Raw genomic sequence first — 20309 nt, forward strand, 5'->3', positions numbered from 1 at the left:
ATGAATGTAGATTTGTATGATTTTGATTTACCCGAAGAATTGATTGCCCAGACTCCATTGCTGGAGCGTACCGCCTCACGATTACTGACATTGGATAAGAGGGACGGAAAGATCGCCCATCACACCTTCAAGGATATCGTCGAACAACTGCAATCCGGTGATACGCTTGTTCTCAATGATACGCGTGTGATTCCTGCAAGATTGTTTGGAACAAAAGAGGATACAGGTGCCAAGGCAGAAGTGCTGCTCCTGAAAAACCTCGGTGAGGACCGCTGGGAGGCGCTTGTTAAGCCGGGCAAAAAGCTTAAATCGGGCAGCGTAATTGTATTCGGTGATGAATTAAAGGCAGTTATTGAAGAAGAAGGCGACATGGGGGAGCGGGTGCTTAGATTCTCCTATAACGGAATTTTTCAAGAGATTTTGGACCGGTTGGGGCAGATGCCTCTTCCTCCTTATATAAAAGAGAAGCTGAATGACAAGGAACGTTATCAAACCGTTTATTCACGCCATGAAGGGTCTGCGGCGGCACCGACAGCGGGTCTGCATTTTACGAAGGAGCTTCTGGAAGAGATCCGGAACAAGGGCGTTACCATAGCCTACCTTACGCTTCATGTCGGACTTGGCACGTTTCGTCCGATGTCTGTCGAACGGGTAGAAGATCATGTCATGCATGCGGAATATTATTCCGTCTCCCAGGAAACGGCGGATATTCTGAACAAGGCACGTGACCGGGGTGGTCGCATTATTGCGGTCGGGACAACTTCATGCCGGACGCTGGAAACGGTGGGTAACCGTTTTAAAGGAGGCTCACTTGAGCCTTGCAACGGGTGGACGGATATTTTCATGTATCCGGGCTATGAATTTACGGTTGTCGATGCTCTGATCACAAACTTTCATTTGCCGAAGTCCACGCTGGTGATGCTGGTTAGCGCACTGGCTGGTCGGGAGCATATCTTGCACGCGTACGAAGAAGCCATCAAGGAAAAGTACCGCTTTTTCAGCTTCGGGGACGCTATGTTTATTTATTAAGTCCGGTTCAACGGGATATAAGAGGATGGTATATACATGGCAGCAGCAATTTATTACGAACATATTAAAACCTGCAAACAATCCGGAGCACGACTCGGCCGCGTTCATACCCCCCACGGGATCATTGAAACGCCGACCTTTATGCCGGTAGGTACGCAGGCTACAGTTAAAACGATGAGTCCGGAAGAACTCAAAGCGATGAATGCACAAATCATCCTTAGCAACACTTATCATTTATTCCTTCGTCCGGGCCATGATATTGTCCGGGAGGCGGGCGGACTCCATAAGTTTATGAACTGGGACCGTCCGATCCTGACAGACAGCGGCGGATTTCAAGTGTTCAGCTTGAGCGAGATGCGCAAAATCACCGAAGAGGGCGTGCATTTTCGTTCCCATTTGAATGGTGACAAGCTGTTTCTTTCCCCTGAGGTGGCTATGGAGATTCAGAATGCTTTGGGCTCCGATATTATGATGGCATTTGATGAATGCCCACCATATCCGGCGGAGTATGATTATGTCAAAAAATCGCTGGAACGTACGACTAGATGGGCCGAGCGTTGTCTGAATAGTCATGCCCGTCCTCAAGACCAAGGACTGTTTGCTATCGTTCAAGGCGGCATGTATGAAGATTTGCGCAAACAAAGCGCCCGTGATTTGACTTCCATGGATTTCCCGGGGTATGCTATTGGTGGACTCAGCGTTGGAGAGTCCAAGCAGCTTATGTATGAAGTGCTGGATTATACCGTTCCTCTTCTTCCGGACAACAAGCCGCGTTATTTGATGGGTGTCGGTTCGCCGGACGCTCTGATCGAAGGCTCGATCCGGGGTGTGGACATGTTTGACTGCGTTCTTCCAACACGGATTGCCCGTAACGGAACGACGATGACAAGCCAGGGACGGCTTGTGGTCCGAAACGCTCAATATGCCAGAGACTTTGGCCCCCTTGACCCCGCATGCGATTGTTATACTTGCCGGAATTATTCAAGAGCCTATCTGCGGCATCTGATCAAAGCCGATGAGACTTTTGGCCTGAGGCTGACAACGTACCACAATCTGCATTTCCTCATCAATTTGATGAAGCAAGTGCGGCAAAGCATCATGGAAGACAGGCTGCTTGATTTTCGCGATGAGTTTTTTGAACAATATGGGCTTCATAACAATGATAAAGGTTTTTAAACAGGGATTTTCTTGAAATCCTGAAACAGCATTAACGGGGTTAGTCCATGAAAGGGGGGAAAGAGTATGTTTGAAAGTTTTGAATTGGCAGCAGCTGCAGGTACCGGTGGCGGAAGCAGCATTGTCAGCTTAGTTTTGCCACTCGTGTTGATGTTCGCGATCTTTTATTTCCTGCTTATCCGTCCTCAGCAAAAGAAACAAAAAAATCGTAATTCGATGCTTGGTGGATTGAAAAAGGGAGATAAGGTTGTGACGATTGGTGGGCTCCACGGGACCATCATGGAAATCACGGATGACATTGTGGTACTGCGTGTGAATGATGTAACTAAGCTTACATTTGACCGCGGATCCATTAGTCATGCAACCAGCAGCGCAAATGATGGTGAAGCGTAAGCTGAAACTGACATACACTATGATTGTATAAACTTACTTATATCTTTAAAAAGAGGCAGTTCCCTTAGGGAACTGCCTCTTTTTGCTTATCACATTATATTACAGGCTGTCATAGATTTTACTGCGCTGCTGAAGCATAGTACCTTCCTTGCCTCTCAGGGCCATCTTGGCAAATAAGATGCCGAAATTCGAAGCAAGAAGGCCCAGGATGGTACCTGCAATCATATCCGTTAGCCAGTGAATACCGAGATAGAAAATACTGAAAATAATAACAATTGCACTAATGGTTGTCATGATACCGAAACGGCGGTTTCCCGACCGCAGACCCAAAACCATCATGGTGACCGAAATAGAGGTGTGCAGACTTGGAAAACAGTTATCCAAACCGGATAAAGGCCTGTACTCCCGCTCAAAGTTCGGAAAGACATCCAGCATCAGGAACGAGACTCCAGACGGTGGATATGACCAAACCTCGTTGACAGGAAAGAAAAGATAGAAAGGTATGGCAACCGCATAGTTCATAATAATGGAGAAGCAGGTTGCTAATACAAACACTTTATTTTGATCGGAAACATAAACACCAACTGAGGCGATCAGCAATGACTGAAACACGATCACATAGAAGAAAACAGAGACTGGTGTAATATAGCTGCTGTGGAAAAAATCCTGTAAATTCTTTACAAAATGTCCCTCCAGGCTAAATACCCAGGGCGTAAAGTCTTTATGATAATTCAAGCTATTCTCTATTTGCAGTTCATATTTGTTAACTAGGAGAATACATACCATAATGCAAAACAACAGCAGAAACTTTCGTGAAGTCAGCAGTTCCTTAATAAACAGGTAAGCTGCTGTAAACGGATTGCGGAGCGTACCCAACCAAATCAACAAGACTACTGTAATTGCTGATGCGATGGATATTCCCTGCATAGATTGGTATAGCAAAGCAGAAAAAGCCTCCTCTTGTAAGAATCACGTGAAATCAGTTTACCACATTTCAAGAGAAGAGACTCTATAAATTATTTCTAATATTCACTCCGAACATGCCGCCGATGGCTGAGGATGCGAATACCGTTCCTAGGAGCAGCAAATCCCCCATGCGCAGAGAGGTATCGAGTGCGAGGAAGCCGATAACCATGATCAGAACGCCGTACATAACCCCTGTAAGACCTCCGTGGTACCACCCCTTTTTCCCTGAACGTTTTCCCGCAACCAGTCCGCCTATAGCTGCTGCAACAGCATGAACGAGGTAAATATAGCGGGAGAGGCTTTGTTCCTTCATTCCGCTGGACCACAGCAAAAGTGAGAGTAGCAGCGCACCAAGCATCATCCAGAAGAAAGAATAATACAGTCCTGACAGGATAGGATTTGCGATCCGAAAAGAAAGTACACGCCGGATCATGTGCATAACAAGAACCCCCTTAATATTCCATAAGTTATTGTAAATCTATGTCCAAGCTTTCTTGGGTAGTACAAGTTTTCCAATAATTAATCGATGCGGAAGTGCATGGGGAAACTGGAGAAAGGTCAGAATAACAGCACAAAGCTTTCCGTGAATAAAGCGTAACAAGGAGTGTATGGCATATGGCAGCTCATATCCTGATCCCCGTTTTTCGTACGGTACTCATGTATTTCGTCATCTTTTTAACCTTGAGAATTATGGGAAAGCGTGAAATCGGAAAGTTATCCATCTTTGATCTCGTTATCTCCATTATGATTGCTGAAATTGGTGTTTTTGTGCTGGAAGACATCAAGCGTCCAATCTATGATGGCTTATTTCCCATGGCTACTCTGGTCATCATTCAAATTTCGATTGCGTTTATCAGCTTAAAAAGCAGAAAAGCACGTCTGCTGTTTGAAGGCAAACCAAGCATTTTGGTCTCCGGGGGTAAGCTGCACAGGTCTGAGATGAAAAAGCAGCGTTATAATCTGGATGATCTGCTGCTGCAATTGCGCGGGCAAAATATTGAAAATATTGCGGATGTGGAATTTGCAATCCTGGAGAACTCCGGACAGTTAACGGTTATTCCAAAGACTCAATCCGTATCTGAACGACAAACCTCCCCCTCACAACAAGAGTCTGTAAGCCGGTTCGGACTAAAAACAAAGGGGATTATCAAGACTTCAGGGAGTCAGGGCCAAGGGCAAGAAAGCTCTGCCGGGTCAACCTGGTCAGCAGGAACAAGAACCAAATCCAATAAAAAAATTCTTGTTCCTGCAGGGAAATTCAGCTATGGGGTACTCCCTGTTCCGCTGATTATGGATGGTAAGGTACAGGATGACAATCTGCAAAGGCTGAAAAAAAATCGGTTTTGGTTGAAAAATCAGATTCAGGAGCAGGGAGTTAAGGAATTCAAGGATGTTTTTTTATGCTCTGTAGATCATAAAGGAAAGGTGTATGTAGACCGGAAATAGTGAATCATGCGGCCGGGTTTTTAGGTTCGGCTGAACCAAACCATTTGCCGATGACGGGCATTCTCTTCATATCTCGTGACGATACAAGCTTTGAGTAGAAAACGGTAATTAGAAAAGCCGCTACCCCAATGAGTAGAGCAGCAAAAAACTGCACCCAGCTTATATGATCAAAAGGAAGATAACGGAAAGCATACATTGTGACAGCGGCCATTATTACCATAGCGCATCCAAGCTTAAGCATATCCAGCAGCTTGAAACGGTAAGCGAGCAGACGGCTAACGCTATGCCCGTGAAGGAACGTGACGATGATGCTGTTGATGATAATTGCAATGATTGCCCCGTATATACCGTATTCCGGCTGCGAGGACAGATACCAGATCAGGAAAAGCTTGATAAGGGCACCAATCAGCGTGTTAAACAGGGCTCTTCCGGGACGGTCCAATGCCTGAAGCGTTGCCTGGAGCGGAGCCTGTACATATAAAAAGAGTGCGAATGGAGCCAGCATGCGCAGCATTCCCGAGATTTCTGTATTATTGTACAGCAGCTGGCACAGCGGCTCGGCAAGGACATACATAATTACGGAGAAAGGGGCACCTGTTACGAGAGCGAGCCGGATGGTTTGATTCAGTCTTTTGTGAATCGTGAGCCGGTCTTTGCGTGCCGCCGCCTCGGATAAAGAAGGAACCAGGGATACGGCAAGCGATGATGTAAGCGCACCTGGGAGGAGCAGTACTGGAATGATCATCCCCTGCAGAGCGCCGTACTGGGCGGTAGCTACGGAAGTTACGATTCCGGCAATTGCAAGGCTTTGAGCGGTAATGATGGATTCAAACAGATAAGAGAAAGATCCCACGAGCTTGCCCGCTGTTACCGGAACGGTTATACCCATCAGTCTGGAGAGCAATCCCCGGCTTGCAGCGATGTGTCGTGAAGGCTTTTCCACTGGGGAACGGCGCTGGTCTGTTCTGAACTGCCATAGGAGTGCGATCAGTCCGAAGAACTCACCTACCATAACGCCAAGCATGGCACCCGCCGCAGCGAAAGCGATTCCTTTGGGAAGCAGCAGGTACGAAAACCATAATGTGAATACGATTCTGGCCAATGTCTCAATGATGGAAGAAGACGCGGACGGGATCATATTTTGCTTTCCTTGAAAATAGCCTCTGTAAACGGAGGATACAGCTACAATGACAAGCATCGGGCTCATGCTGACAAAGGTATAGTACACTCTAGAATCTGTCAGGATGTTACGGGTGACCCACGGAGCAAGCCAGAGGGAGACAGCCATGAGCAGGAATCCCAAACCGACCGTCAGCATGAGGCTGACACGGAGGACAAATCCTGAATTATGCGGCTTATTCTCGGTTTCGGCTTCCGACACCAGCTTGGCTACCGCAAGCGGAATTCCTCCGGTAATCAGTGTAACCAGCACAATAAAAAAGGGATAACCCAACTGGTAAATTCCTACACCCTCGGCTCCGATAATCCGCGGCAGGGCTATTCGGGGAATAAAACCCAATATCCGGTTGATCACTCCGGCTGCCAGCAGTATCATCGTCCCCTGGATAAACGTCTGTTTTTTCGGTGTTAGCTTGTTCAAATGTCCACTCCCTCTTCCGAGTCGAAGCTCTGATGCGGCATATACTGTGACAGACCTTTTGTATATATGGATATGCTCTACTCGTCCATTCATACCACGTCTTTTACGCAAGAACATTTGAGTAAAAGAAGGAATGAAGACTTCATAGGTCGAATGTAAAACAAAAGCTTCATTTGGCAATAGACATCAAGGAAGGCAGAGAGGAGGCTACACAAGTGAGCCCGGAGAATATGAGCGAAAGCGAGATGGAGGCTACCATTGAGGCTTTATGCCGCAGTAAGGCGGAGGAATTCAGACTCGTAGGATATGAATATGTCACGAGCAAAGATGTTTGGAAATGCATCAGCAGCAAATACGAGAAGGAAGGGATTCCTCCCCTCTACAAGCTGGTAAACGATATTCTCTCTCTAAAGGTGTTGACGTTTATGAATTTCATGACAATATCCGCATATAAGGGTTCCTCTTTCGATTAAGGGAGGGGGCCCTTTTCTGGTCAGTCTATGGAGGGGAAAAGATATCGTAAAAGTAGAAGCGACAAATATTGATAAATTGACTGCATTTTGACGCATAGCTATAATAGGAATATTGAGAACGAAAGGGGAACTAGGAACGGCATGAAAAGAATTGCTACTTTCATTATCGTCGTGCTCGTTGCAGTGGGTATTATGGCCTGGTCAAGCCCGGCATTGCTCGACAGTGTCCGGTTAGGCCTTGATCTTAAAGGGGGCTTCGAGATTTTATATGAAGCTACACCACTGGAACAGGGACAAAAGGTTACGAAGCAGTCCCTCACGCGTACGGCAGAAAGCCTGGAAAAACGGGCGAATTTGCTGGGTACCAGCGAACCTGAGGTGACGACTGAAGGCACAAACCGGATCCGACTTAAAATCGCGGGTGTGACCAACGAAGCCGAAGTCAGAAAGAAAATGAAGGAACCTGCGGCGCTCACTTTCCGAAGTGCGGATGGCTGTAAGGCACCTGCGGCTGATGCGGCTAATGTCGCTGATAAAGATAAATATTGTAAGGTGGAGCTCGTCGGCAGCGATTTTGTCGAGAACGGAGCTTCTGTAGGCTATAGCAGCCTGAATGAGCCTCTAATCGATATTAAGGTTAAAGATAAAAAGAAATTTGCAGATGTAACGAAGCGTTTGCTTGGCAAACAGCTCGCTATCTTCCTGGATGAAACGATGCTTTCCGATCCAACCGTTCGAGCGGAGCTGACGGATGGTAAAGCGCAGATTTCAGGTAACTATACCTTGGATGAAGCAAAAAAAATCAGTGATACGATCAATCTAGGCGCCTTGCCACTGAAATTGACAGAGAAATACTCTCAAAGCGTAGGCGCAACACTGGGTAAACAATCGCTGGACAAGACCATTCAAGCCGGTATTATTGGATCCATTGTTATTTTGATCTTTATGATCGCGATGTACCGTTTACCTGGCGTGATTGCAAGCTTTGGTCTGATTGTGCATACCTGGCTGCTCATTCTGGTATTCGTGTGGGCGGACTTTACACTCACGCTTCCGGGTATAGCTGCGTTTATTCTCGGTATCGGTATGGCTGTCGATGCGAACATTATTACCAATGAACGGATTCGTGAAGAGATTCGTAACGGCAGAAGCGTAATGTCTTCCGTTAAAGCGGGTAACAAATCTTCCTTGCGTACGATTCTGGATTCGAATATCACAACGATTATCGTCGGTGCGGTTATGTTCGCTTTTGGTACAGGCGCTGTCAAAGGCTTCGCGCTCGTGCTGATTGTCGAAATCGTGCTGAGTATCCTGACCAACGTGTATTTCACCCACTACCTGCTTAGCCTGCTGGTCAAGGCTGGGCTGCTTAAAAAACCGAAGCAGTTCGGGGTAAAGGAGAGTGAAATCAATGCACTTTAAAAAAGAATTTGACTTCGTGAAGCTTAGCAAATCTGCGTTCATATTCTCAATCGTGCTCACGATTGCAGGTATTATCGCCCTTGCCGCCTTCGGTTTGAACTACAGCGTTGATTTCCGTGCAGGTTCGAACGTGGACGTGAAGCTTTCCAAAAATGTGACGAAAGCTGAAGTTCAGCCACTGCTCGACAACATTGGGATCGGCAAGGATGCAACGGTTTCTCCTGGCGACAACCGCGTGAACATCCGTTTCACGAAAGAGTTGTCCGAAGATCAGGACGAACAGCTCAAAACCGCTATTCATAAGCTGGACGCTACAGCATCTTTCGAAATCAATACAGTAGATCCGGAAATGGCGAAGGAGCTTGGACGAAATGCCATTTACTCCGTGCTCATATCCTGTATCGGGATTATCATATATGTAAGTATCCGTTTTGAATGGAGATTTGCGCTGGCAGCGATCATCGCGCTGCTGCATGATGCGTTTATGGTTGTCGCCATATTCTCCATCTTCCGTCTGGAGGTCAGCTTAACCTTCATCGTCGCGGTGCTGACCATCATCGGCTACTCGATTAATGATACAATCGTTATTTTTGACCGTATTCGGGAAAACTTGCGATTTGGCAAGACGAAGACTCGCGAGGATCTGGCGAAACTGCTGAACCACAGTGTGAATCAAATGCTGATGCGTTCCTTGTACACGGCGTTCACGGTATTTATTGCCGCGTTCTTCCTGTTCCTCTTCGGCGGAGAATCGATCAAAATGTTCTCGCTGGCCATGGTTATCGGTCTGATCTTCGGGGCATATTCTTCAATCTTTATTGCAAGTCCGCTTTGGCTGTTCTTTAAGTACAAGCAAAAACCAAACGGGAAAGCGGTCAAGCCTTCCAAAGCGTAAGGTAAAGCTGTACGGGTGAAAGCCGCGTCTAATGCGACGCGGCTTTCGATCTGATAATGAACCTTCCATGGTTAAACTCAATCAATGGCTCATTCATCTCGAAGAAAAGGATGCTGTCGATCTGGTAGCGTATATCACATCCATTTCAAAGAATAGAATCGGCAAATTGGGATTGCCGGAGAGGAGGCAAGCATGAGCGTTCAACGTTCACATTCTTCCGATACCGTTACTTGGACGGGAATGATCGGTGATTTGTCGCTCGCTGTTTTTAAGGGCGCAGTAGGATATTTCTCGGGTAGTAAGGCATTACTGGGCGATGCCTTGTATTCCGCCTCCGATGCTGTGTCTGCACTTAACCGACTCATTCCTCGCTTTTCGTCCCTGAAGGGGCGAGGTACTGGCAAACAGCAGAACCTGGCGCACCGGACGGAACCGGTGTTTGCCATTTTGTTTTCGGTGCTTGTGCTGATGGGAGGACTGCAAATCGCGGTTGCCTCCATAAGAGAGATCGCATCGGGAAAAATCCATGTACCGGATAACTTTGCATTGATTGCTATCTTCGTGTCTTTGGCTGTAAAAGAAGCAATGTTCCAGTTTCAATACCGCTATTCGAAAAAGCAGGGGGACGGTCAGCATTCGGCTTACGCTGAAGAACACCGCTTCAGTCTGTATACATCTTTAACCGTTTGTGTCGGAGTGTTTCTGTCTGTGGCAGGTGAAACCTTCGACTGGAAAGCTATGATGTATATGGATCCGGTCTCGGCCCTCATTGTGGCTGGTTTGGTGATTCGCAAAGGCTATCTGCTTATTATGAATTCCGTATATGGCTCTTTGGTCCAGGAAGCGGAGCAAGAGGATGCTATCAACTTTATCGAGACGGTGCAGCGGGTACACGGGATTATTACCGTCGATGATTTGAAGGCAAGAGAGCAGGGACATTATATTACGGTTGATCTCAAAATCAGCGTGAATCCCCGGATTACCGTGCTTGAAGCGAATGAAATTGCCGATCGGGCAAAAAAACTGCTGATGCATCGTTTTGTGCATATCAGTGATGTTAATATTCAAGTCGTTCCTTATGATCCCGGTTATCCGTATAAATCCAATCATCAGCTTACGGATAATGACATGCCGACGCTGCTTCAGTAGACATCCATGGGATATAACTCATGACTGGCAGGGAAAGAAAGGTGAAGACGATTGTTTGAATCAAAATATTCATGGCAGGCTCCGGCAGGAACCGAGGAAACGGCCCGAAGCCTGGCGGAGGCGCTCTCTGTATCACCGTTAACCGCTGCACTGCTTGCCTCAAGAGGTATTGGCAGTGTTGAAGAAGCGGGGATGTTTCTGAACGGGAATCTGGAGACGCTGCATGATCCATATTTGCTGCTGGGCATGGAGAAGGCAGTACCCCGTATCCAACAAGCGATTGAAAATGGCGAACATATCCTGATTTATGGGGATTACGATGCCGATGGCGTTTCCAGCACTTCATTGATGATCTATTTCATGCGTCATTTGGGAGTTTCCTATGATATCTATATTCCGCATCGCTCTAATGAAGGATACGGTCTGCATAACCACGCGCTGGATTGGGCACATCAACAGGGAGTCAGTCTGGTCATTACGGTAGACACCGGCATTAGTGCGGTTGAGCAGATCGCATATGCTAATACCCTTGGAATTGACGTCATCGTTACGGATCATCATGAACCTCCAGAGGTGCTTCCGGATGCCTATGCGCTGATCAATCCGAAGCAGCCTGGATGTCCATATCCATTTAAAGGGCTAGCTGGCGTCGGAGTGGCGTATAAATTGGCTCAGGCTGTACTGAAAAACCCGCCGGTGGAATGGACCGAAATCGTAGCTATCGGAACGATTGCCGATTTGATGCCATTAACGGGGGAGAATCGCATTCTGGTCAGCCGGGGTCTAGAATGTATGCGCCATACATCCTTCCAGGGCATTCACGCGCTGATGGAAGTGAGCGGGATAAGCATGGGATCCGTAACTTCCACGAATGTAGCATTTGGTATGGCTCCGAGAATCAATGCCAGCGGCCGACTGGATCATGCCGGTTCGGCGGTGGCATTGCTGACGACAGAGGATAAGGATGAGGCGCAGCGTTTATCACATGCGCTGGATGAGCTGAATAAGGAACGGCAGCAGGTAGTCGAGGTGATTGTCCAGGAAGCTATGCTGCAGCTGCAGGGCAAAATGTCCGGTGGAACGGTCCCGGATGTCATCGTGCTGGCAGGAGAAGGCTGGAATGTAGGCGTCGTCGGGATTGTGGCTTCAAAAATCCTTGAACGATATTACCGTCCAGTTATTATTCTGGGCATTGATCCGGAGACAGGTATGTGCAAGGGTTCGGCAAGATCCATCCCGGGTCTGGATATTTTCGAAGCGTTAACTTCCTGCAAAGAGCTTATGGAGCATTATGGAGGTCACCCATCCGCAGCCGGGATGAGCTTAAAGCGTGAGCAGCTGCCAGCATTCGAGGACGCGTTGAACCATTATGCTGCAAGAGTGCTTACAGCAGATGACTATACTCCTGTCACCTCTACGGACGGGGAGTGGAGATTGTCTGATGTTCCACTCTCTGTCATTGATGAGATGGAAATGCTGGCGCCATTCGGAATGGCCAATCCGGTTCCCAAGCTTATTTTTCGTGGCACCCAATTAGTGGAGCTTAGGAAGATGGGCAAGGAAGGCAAGCATTTGAAGCTTGTTGTCCGGCAAGGTGGAGCTCGAATTGAAGCTGTTGCTTTTGGCAGAGGTGATCTGGCAGAGCTGCTTGAAGAAGGTATGACACTTGATTTACTCGGTGAAGTTTCCGTTAATGAATGGAATGGATCGAGAAAGCCGCAGCTGATGCTGCAGGATATGAAAATAACGGGTCCGCAGGTATTCGACCTGCGTGATTCCAAAGAGCCTTGGGGAGAAATACAGCGGATTTACGATCAAGTTGCACCTTATATGCGGCTTGAACATCGACATATCGCAGTTGTGTTTAATCCGCGAATTGAAAGTTCACCCAAAATGAATTTGAATGATTGTACCCTTTGGGTATATGATAGTAAGGCTGGAATTTCGGCATTTAACGATGCGGCGAATACTTATGGTAAAGATCAGATCACGACTTTGTTTATGGTTCATGTACCAGACTCTGCAGATCAGCTGGATATGCTGCTGGCGTCATTCAGAAACCTCTCCAACGTATTCCTGCTTCATTCGGGACGGAATAAAACAGAGCAGTTGACGATTCCAAGCCGCGAACAGTTTAAATTGCTGTATGTATTATTGATGCGTTTGGCTGCTGAGCCGATCAGGGAGCAGGAAGCGCTTGCCAGACTTAGTCAGCAGTCTTCCTCAACCCTTCGTATGGTAACGATGATGATGGACGTATTTGAAGAGCTTTCGTTTATTGAGCGCCTAGATGGAAATATTGTCGTGATTCCTAAACCGCCGAAGCGAGAACTTAGCAGTTCAATACATTTCTCTGCACTGGGCAGTTTGGCCGAAATGGAACAGCATTTGGTGTATGCAGGCACTTCGCAGTGTACCAGCTGGGTAATTTCCCGTTTGGAAGGTGCAAGCTAAACGCATAACCGTTTTTTGTATAATTTTTAGGAGGAGATTATTTTGGATTATAAAGAGTACATTCGGGTGATACCTGATTTCCCGCAGCCTGGTATCAGCTTTAAAGATATCACGACATTGCTTCAGAACGGGGAGATTTACAAAAAAACCATCAACGAACTTAAAGAGATGGTTTCCGCTCTGAAAATTGATGTCATTGCTGGTCCCGAGGCGCGCGGATTTGTTGTTGGAGCTCCTCTGGCTTATGCGCTTGGCGTTGGCTTTGCACCGATCCGTAAAAGCGGGAAGCTTCCATACGAAACGATTGAGGTTGCATATGATCTGGAGTATGGTAAAGACCGTCTGGCCATGCATACCGATGCTATTCACAAAGGGCAAAATGTCCTGATTGCGGATGACCTGCTGGCCACTGGAGGTACAATCTCCACTTCAGTAGATCTGGTTAAACAGCTTGGCGGCAATGTAGTAGGAGCTGCATTCCTAATCGAGCTGTCAGCCTTGAACGGTCGTGCTAAACTGCCGGGCGTTGAAGTGTTCTCTTTAATGACATACGAAGACTAATACAAGCATTCGATTACGGGAACTGTGTTTCCCGGGAAATAAAATACCTTTAGGCCAACTTAGGCCTGAGGGTATTTTTTTTGATTAAAAGCTCACAAAAGTGCAGCAAATCAGGATGTAATTATTTTAACTTCAAAGTAATGCATATACACTGGAAAAAGGAGAAAATATCCGCGTTAATCAACTAAATAGAAAAAGAACTTTTTTATTCGGACTATATTTGCTATAATTTCCCTTGAAAGCGGTTTAATAACGGAATTATCCGTTAATTGTCATTGTTGTCGCTGGATATAATCTTTTATTAATCATGTAAAGGGAGCCGAGAAAATGAAAAAGAGCAAAAAGGGAATGGTAATCACTTTATTGTCTGTTTTATTGCTGTCCTTCATGTTGAGTGCTTGCGGGGGAGAGAAATCAGGACAAATGGGAAGCGGCAAGGGCGATCCCGTCAAGCTGGAGTTTTGGACGATTTCACTACAGCCCACCTTTACCGATTATTTCAACAAATTGATCGCAGATTATGAGAAGACACATGAGGGAGTGATCATCGACTGGAAGGATTATCCTTACGACGCCGTTACCAACAAGCTTCTGACCAGTATCGCAAGCGGCAGCAGTCCTGATGTGGTGAATCTGAATACAGAGTTCGCCAGTCAGATGGGTTCCAAGGGAGCGGTTGTAGATCTTAATCAGTTTCTAACGGATGAGCAGAAGCAATCCTATTTTGACGGCATCTTTAATTCTACGGTTATTGATGGAAAAGCTTATGCCTTGCCATGGTATACCGGTACCGAGGTGCTGTTTATGAATACTAAAATCGTCAAGGATGCCGGTCTTGACCCTGCCAACCCTCCAAAATCGCAGGATGAACTGGTCGCTTGGGCGAAGCAGATCAAGGAAAAAACAGGCAAAACCGGTTATTCCACGCAGTGGGTTTCGAACCTGTTTCCTAAGGAAGGAATTAAGATTCTAAACGATGACAAATCGGCGGCGGTATTCAATACACCGGAAACGAAAACGATTCTGGAAAATATAAAGAAGAAAATTGTGGATGGCGTCATTATGAAGGAAGACGTTCCTTTTACGAAGCAGATTCAGTATTACTCCAGCGAGCAGGTGGCTTTTGAGATCGCAGGTCCGACGTTCATTAACTTTCTGAAAACCTCTGCGCCGGATGTGTATAAAAATACGATTGCAGTTCCTATGCCAACAGGCAAAGCAGATGTACGTCTGTCCAACAGCATGGATGTTGTGGTTCCCGGTAAATCGAAGCATCAAAAAGAAGCGGTAGAATTTGCAGCATTTATTACCAATGCAGATAACCAAACGGCTTTCTCCAAAGCAGCCAATACCCTCCCATCTACCAAAGAATCGATTAAGGATCCGTTCTTTACTGCATCGGATAATACGCTGGAGTCCCAGGCTAAGATCGCATCCGCCAACAGTTTGGATAAAGCAGTTGACTACATGGTAGGTGTACCGAATGCATCCGATATCAACTCGGCAATAGCCAGAGGCTTGCAGAAAATCATGCTGAATGACGCGGATCTTCAAGCCACCCTGGATGCCATGGAGCAGGAAGTCAATCAGGTGTTGAAAAAATAATGCCTTTTCGTACGCAAGATTTTCGTAAAATAGGACGGTGAATACAGCATGAAGAGATGGGTGTGGACAGAATCCTATACAGCATGGGCCTTTATGGCCCCTGGACTGGCTCTCATTGCCGTGTTTGTGTTTTGGCCGATTATATACGGAATTCCGCTGTCGTTTACCGACTATTCCGTCATTTCCGAAACGCATTACGTGGGCTTTGATAACTTCGTCACCGCATTTCATGATAAAAACTTTTTGATATCTCTCTGGAACTCGCTCTTGTACGTCATCATCGTACCGATCATCCAAATCATTTCGATCATGATGGCCATCCTGGTGAACGGGAAAATACCAGGCGTGAAAATATTCCGTACGGCATATTACATACCTGTTGTGACTTCCATGGTTGCCGTTGCCCTGATTTGGAGCTGGCTGCTGAGCAATAACGGTGTAGTCAATTTCTTTCTGCTTAAGCTTGGACTGATTAATGATCAGGTTGCGTGGCTGTCAACGAGCAGTACGGCTTTGTTTGTCCTGATGTTCATTACGATGTGGAAGGGCCTCGGATATTACATGATGCTGTATCTCGCCGGTCTGCAGGGCATTCCTTCGGATTTGTATGAAGCTGCCAGAGTGGATGGTGCCAGCCGCTGGCGTGTAATTTGGAGCATTACGATTCCGCTGCTGCGGCCGCATATCCTGTTCTGTACGCTCATCTCGCTGATGGGTGCCATCCGTGTCTTTGATGAGGTGTATATCTTGACCAAGGGTGGTCCGGGTACCTCGACGCTAACCTCAAGCGTGTACATTTTTCAAAAGGGCCTGGAGCAGTTTAACTTCGGCTATGCATCGGCACTGGGGCTGATCGTCAGCATCCTTGTCGGTGTGCTCAGTGTGCTTGTGTTCCGGTTCAACCAGAAAGGCGGTGTCAATCCATATTGATGAGTGCGACCCTTCGACCGAAAAAATCGATTGCCGGAATTCGGCTGGCTGTTGTTTATGTATTGCTGCTGGCGCTCGCTTTGTTTATGATGGGACCGTTTTTGTGGCTGCTCAGCGTTTCGCTCATGCCGGGCAAAAATGTGTTCTCCAATCCTCCGGCCATATTGCCGACGTTTATTGATTTTGATAACTACGTGAAAGTCTGGCAGTTTATGAATTTTCCGAAATACATCTATAATACGGTGGTCATTACAGCCCTAGGCGTGATTTTTAATGTGATTCTGGCTGCTCTGACGGCCTATCCGCTAGCGACCTTTCGCTTCAAAGGCAGAAACCTGGTATTTACGCTGCTGATCGCCACCATGGTCATACCATCCTCCACAGCGATGATCGTACATTATTTAACCATCCAGTGGCTTCACTTGACGGGTTCTTTCCTGGGGGTGGTCCTGCCCTCCGCCGTATCCGTATTTAATATTTTTCTGATGCGTCAGACCTTTCTCGGTATTCCATCGGATGTTCGTGATTCGGGCAAAATGGACGGCGCGTCTGAATTCCGGATATGGCTGCAGCTGGTTCTACCGCTCGTCAAACCGGCCATTGCGGTCATTTCCCTGCTCGAGATGATGGCCTTCTGGAATAACTTTCTGTGGCCGATTGTCGTGCTTGACGATCCGCAAAAATATCCGCTTGCCGCAGCACTGACCTTTTTGAACGGACAATTCTCCTATAATTTTGGTTGGATCGCAGCAGGTACAATGATTTCTGTAATTCCGATTATCACCGTATTTCTGTTCACCCAGCGCTATTATATGGAGGGCATTGCAGGGGCTGTAAAAGGATAGACATTTAAAAGCTTTAGAAGGGAACATTGACTATAAATCAAGTCCAAAGGGAGCTAACAACGATGGGGAAACTGGACAAAATCGCCTTTGTTCCACTGGATGAACGGCCGTGCAATTACGAATTTCCTTATCTTCTTGCACAAGGAACAGGAATTCATATGGCACGTCCACCGATGGAAATGATGGGGCTCAAAAAAAGACCGGGGGACACAGACCGGCTGTGGAGCTGGCTGGAGGAGCAGTCTATGGATGCGGACGGAGCCGTCATTTCACTCGATACTTTGCTGTACGGCGGCATTATTCCTTCGAGGCTGCATGATCTGGAGCATCCGCAAGTGGCAGAGCGACTTCAAAGACTCCGGGGTTTGAAAGAGCGGAATCCGGATCTCCAAATATTTGCCTTTCAGCTCATTATGCGCTGTCCGCAATATTCGATTGCCGATGAGGAACCGGATTACTACGCCGATTGGGGACGGGAGATTTTCCGGAAAGGGTATATCAGCCATCGTTCGGAGCTGGGAATTGCAACGGGGGAAGAACTGGAGGAACTGTCAGATATCGAGAAGCGTCTCCCGGCTGAAATTCTGGAGGATTATATGCACCGCAGATCCGTCAATATTGGTGTGATCCGAGATGTTCTTGACCTGATTGCAGGAGGGGGAATCGATTTTATGATTTTCCCTCAGGATGACTCGGCGCCATATGGGCATACCGCCAAGGATCAACAGAAGGTAAGAGCCATGATTTCGGAGCTTGATCTGGAGCTTACAACCTATATGTACCCAGGTGCGGACGAGGTTGGATGCACTCTCCTGGCCAGAATGATAAATAACAGTACGCACCAAGTACCGCTCGTTTATCCGCGGATGTCGGCGGTGCAGGGGCCGTTTGTTACACCGTTATATGAGGATCGATTCTTTTACGAAAGCTTGAAGTATCAGATTATGGCTGCTGGCGGCCTAATTACGTCCTCGGCGGAAGAGGCAGACCTGATTCTGATTGTGAATACGCCCGGTGAAACGATGATGGAAGCCGAATCACAAAAGCATGCTTTCTTCAGCTATGATGTATATCGGAATATTATCGAGTTGGTGGAGTATGGTAATTACATGCTGCGTCACAAAGGCAAGCCTGTGGCTGCAGCCGATGTCGGATACGCCAATGGCGCGGATCTGAAGCTGCTTAAGCTGCTGAAGCAAAAGGAAATGCTATTCGACCTAGCCGGTTATGCTGGCTGGAATACAAGCTCGAATACACTTGGAACCGTCATCGCCCAATCGATGCTGTATCTGCATTACGGGCGGACTTCGCAGCATCTGGATTTTTTGGCGCTGCGCTATGCGGAAGATCTCTGCTATTGTTCCGTTGTAAGGATGGGGCTGAACCAGGGTGAAGTCGAAGCGATGGGGCTAAGTAAATTCGAGCTGGATGGTCAGAGAGGCGAGGTTTCCCGGATGGTGCGGAAGCGGCTTGTTCAAGAGCTGGAGGAACGAATTAATGGAGAAAAAGGCCGCGTTGAGATCACGGATTGCTATATGCCATGGAACCGGACCTTTGAAGTAGGCCTCAGCGTACGCTATCATCTCTGCGAACAATAGCTGACATATGACATACTTTCCCAGAGAAGGACTTATACATCCGAAATAAAGAAAAAAGAGCCGGCAGCGCTCCCTGACAGGGGCTTGTCCGGCTCTTTTTTATGGTTATCAATCGAATCAATTTCATAATACCTTACGCTGCTTCAATCAAGGCCATATAAAGATCCAATTTATTGGTCTATATATAGTTTCAATTTTATCGTTTTAGTGAGTTATGAAATGGATTCAATCAGGAATCTTTTCGACGAGCTCGTCGTCTTTATCGTTAGAGAGTCCCAGCACCTCGATCAGTTTGAAGAACAGGCTGAGTACAATACCTACAATCGTAGCCAGTGCCATGCCTTTCAAATGAACATTGCCAATATCCAGCTGTACGCCGCTGATGCCGACTACAAGCACGAGCGTGGCAAGCAGCATGTTGGTTGGCTTGGAGAAATCAACCTTTTGCTCAACGAAGATCCGCAGACCTGAAGCCGCAATGACGCCGAACAGAAGCAATGACACGCCGCCCATGACAGGTACAGGAATGTTGGAAATGATAGAGGAGAAAGTTCCTGAGAAAGAAAGTAGTATTGCAATGATTGCGGCACCACCAATGACAAACACGGAGTAAACCTTGGTTAATGCCATAACACCGATATTTTCCCCATAGGTCGTATTGGGAGTGGAGCCCACGAATCCGGAAATAATGGTGGAAATACCGTTACCCAGAAGGGATCGGTTAAGTCCGGGATCTTTGGACAAGTCTTTACCAACGATATTACTGGTCACAAGCAGGTGTCCGATGTGTTCAACGATAACGACAAGGGATACGGGAATGATAGTGAGAATTGCCGTCATATCAAAAACAGGGGTCGTTAAGGTAGGGGCGGAGAAGAAATGAGCGTCTGCAATAGCTCCCTTGTTAATCATGCCAGGCATAAAGTAAGCCATAACATACCCAGTTACAATACCAATCAGAATGTGGATGATTTTAGGGAAACCGCGGAACAGTACAGCTCCGATGACGGTAACGCCAAGTGTCGTCATGGAGAGGATGACAGCATTTGGGTTGAACCAATCCGCCGATGCACCACCCTGTGGAATAATTCCAGCCATACCGGCTGCGGTTGGAACGAGTTCAAGGCCGATAGTAGCAACAATGGCACCCATGGCAGCTGGAGGGAAAACGACATCAATCCAGCGTGTTCCGGCATACTGTACAATAAGTCCGACAGCGACAAAGATGACACCGGTTACGATAAAGGCACCGAGAGCTAGCGGATAATTGTCCGTATTATCTAACAAGACGGATTGTACCGGAGCAATAAAGGCGAAGCTTGAACCGAGGTATGCGGGGATTTTTCCGCGGCAGATCAAAATGTAAAGCAGGGTTCCGATTCCGTTCATTAGCAAAATCATACCAGGGTCTACATGAAACAGGTTTGGTACGAGCACCGTACTGCCGAACATGGCGAACAGGTGCTGCAGGCTGAGAAGGAATCCCGGACCCAAGGGAAGCCTTTCATTAACTTGAATTTCGCGTTGCAATAAGCTCACTCCCAATAAAAGATTTCGTATCTCGAATTGCATTCAATCTAGATTAGCCAGAAAACCGACATTTTTCAATCATTTTTTTATCAAAAAATGAGGAAATGCCAAAAAATGAAGTTTGTTGCCCCAGCGCTTCCTGTTCCTGGCAAGAAATATTGACGTAGAGCCTTCCAAGCGTCATAATTATATAAAATCTTGTTTGAACCGGGAACCTGCTAAAGATGAAACGTCAGC

At 47.0% G+C, this 20309-nt stretch carries 18 protein-coding genes; 14 read left to right on the plus strand and 4 right to left on the minus strand.

Translation table 11 applies throughout. From position 1 onward, the window contains the following. The 3 genes from queA (at window position 1) to yajC (ending at window position 2598) form a co-directional block, all read left to right on the plus strand. Window positions 1–1029 (plus strand): tRNA preQ1(34) S-adenosylmethionine ribosyltransferase-isomerase QueA, encoded by a 1029-nt coding sequence (gene queA, locus KJS65_RS00120; RefSeq protein WP_213648049.1) that lies wholly within the window; start codon window positions 1–3, stop codon window positions 1027–1029. A 36-nt stretch (window positions 1030–1065) separates the two neighbouring features. Continuing rightward, window positions 1066–2205, plus strand: a complete 1140-nt coding sequence (gene tgt / locus KJS65_RS00125) for a tRNA guanosine(34) transglycosylase Tgt (protein WP_213648050.1) — start codon at window positions 1066–1068, stop codon at window positions 2203–2205. A gap of 66 nt (window positions 2206–2271) precedes the next feature. Further along, complete coding sequence (gene yajC, locus KJS65_RS00130; RefSeq protein ID WP_213648051.1) at window positions 2272–2598, plus strand: preprotein translocase subunit YajC; 327 nt, start codon at window positions 2272–2274, stop codon at window positions 2596–2598. 99 nt (window positions 2599–2697) lie between these two features. On the opposite strand, the gene KJS65_RS00135 is transcribed toward yajC, so the two are convergent. Next, on the minus strand, window positions 2698–3540 hold the full coding sequence (locus KJS65_RS00135) for a phosphatase PAP2 family protein (protein ID WP_244864338.1): 843 nt from the start codon (window positions 3538–3540) through the stop codon (window positions 2698–2700). Between the two features lie 67 nt (window positions 3541–3607). Beyond that, window positions 3608–4003: a TIGR04086 family membrane protein gene (locus tag KJS65_RS00140; protein ID WP_213648052.1), complete on the minus strand. Its 396-nt coding sequence runs from the start codon at window positions 4001–4003 to the stop codon at window positions 3608–3610. A 176-nt stretch (window positions 4004–4179) separates the two neighbouring features. On the opposite strand from KJS65_RS00140, the gene KJS65_RS00145 reads away from it, so the two are divergent. Further along, window positions 4180–5010, plus strand: coding sequence for a YetF domain-containing protein (locus KJS65_RS00145; protein ID WP_213648053.1), 831 nt, complete (start codon window positions 4180–4182; stop codon window positions 5008–5010). Window positions 5011–5014: 4 nt separating this feature from the next. Here the strand turns inward: KJS65_RS00145 and spoVB are convergent, their stop codons facing one another. Further along, window positions 5015–6565, minus strand: a complete 1551-nt coding sequence (gene spoVB / locus KJS65_RS00150) for a stage V sporulation protein B (RefSeq protein ID WP_244864538.1) — start codon at window positions 6563–6565, stop codon at window positions 5015–5017. 275 nt (window positions 6566–6840) lie between these two features. On the opposite strand from spoVB, the gene KJS65_RS00155 reads away from it, so the two are divergent. The 10 genes from KJS65_RS00155 (at window position 6841) to KJS65_RS00200 (ending at window position 18542) form a co-directional block, all read left to right on the plus strand. Beyond that, window positions 6841–7083, plus strand: coding sequence for a post-transcriptional regulator (locus tag KJS65_RS00155; RefSeq protein ID WP_136607064.1), 243 nt, complete (start codon window positions 6841–6843; stop codon window positions 7081–7083). Window positions 7084–7224: 141 nt separating this feature from the next. After that, window positions 7225–8505: a protein translocase subunit SecD gene (gene secD, locus KJS65_RS00160; RefSeq protein ID WP_213648055.1), complete on the plus strand. Its 1281-nt coding sequence runs from the start codon at window positions 7225–7227 to the stop codon at window positions 8503–8505. Continuing rightward, the gene (gene secF / locus KJS65_RS00165) at window positions 8495–9400 is read left to right on the plus strand and encodes a protein translocase subunit SecF (protein ID WP_213648056.1); all 906 of its coding nucleotides are present in this window, start codon (window positions 8495–8497) and stop codon (window positions 9398–9400) included. Before secD ends, secF begins: the two co-directional genes overlap by 11 nt. A gap of 192 nt (window positions 9401–9592) precedes the next feature. Further along, window positions 9593–10549: a cation diffusion facilitator family transporter gene (locus KJS65_RS00170; protein ID WP_213648057.1), complete on the plus strand. Its 957-nt coding sequence runs from the start codon at window positions 9593–9595 to the stop codon at window positions 10547–10549. Window positions 10550–10600: 51 nt separating this feature from the next. Further along, window positions 10601–13003: a single-stranded-DNA-specific exonuclease RecJ gene (recJ, locus tag KJS65_RS00175; protein ID WP_213648058.1), complete on the plus strand. Its 2403-nt coding sequence runs from the start codon at window positions 10601–10603 to the stop codon at window positions 13001–13003. Between the two features lie 42 nt (window positions 13004–13045). Continuing rightward, on the plus strand, window positions 13046–13564 hold the full coding sequence (locus tag KJS65_RS00180; RefSeq protein ID WP_213648059.1) for an adenine phosphoribosyltransferase: 519 nt from the start codon (window positions 13046–13048) through the stop codon (window positions 13562–13564). A gap of 327 nt (window positions 13565–13891) precedes the next feature. Then, entirely contained in the window at window positions 13892–15169 is a 1278-nt protein-coding gene (locus tag KJS65_RS00185; protein ID WP_213648060.1) for an ABC transporter substrate-binding protein, read from the plus strand. Between the two features lie 48 nt (window positions 15170–15217). Continuing rightward, the gene (locus KJS65_RS00190) at window positions 15218–16099 is read left to right on the plus strand and encodes a carbohydrate ABC transporter permease (protein ID WP_136606736.1); all 882 of its coding nucleotides are present in this window, start codon (window positions 15218–15220) and stop codon (window positions 16097–16099) included. Next, complete coding sequence (locus KJS65_RS00195; protein ID WP_213650576.1) at window positions 16099–16944, plus strand: carbohydrate ABC transporter permease; 846 nt, start codon at window positions 16099–16101, stop codon at window positions 16942–16944. Before KJS65_RS00190 ends, KJS65_RS00195 begins: the two co-directional genes overlap by 1 nt. Before the next feature lie 62 nt (window positions 16945–17006). Next, window positions 17007–18542: a DUF4127 family protein gene (locus tag KJS65_RS00200; RefSeq protein WP_213648061.1), complete on the plus strand. Its 1536-nt coding sequence runs from the start codon at window positions 17007–17009 to the stop codon at window positions 18540–18542. A 225-nt stretch (window positions 18543–18767) separates the two neighbouring features. On the opposite strand, the gene uraA is transcribed toward KJS65_RS00200, so the two are convergent. After that, window positions 18768–20072 carry a uracil permease gene (gene uraA, locus KJS65_RS00205; protein WP_213648062.1) on the minus strand — a complete coding sequence of 435 codons (1305 nt, stop codon included), beginning with the start codon at window positions 20070–20072 and terminating at the stop codon, window positions 18768–18770. Between the last annotated feature and the right edge of the window lie 237 nt (window positions 20073–20309).

Source organism: Paenibacillus sp. J23TS9 (assembly GCF_018403225.1).
GTDB lineage: Bacteria > Bacillota > Bacilli > Paenibacillales > Paenibacillaceae > Paenibacillus_AQ.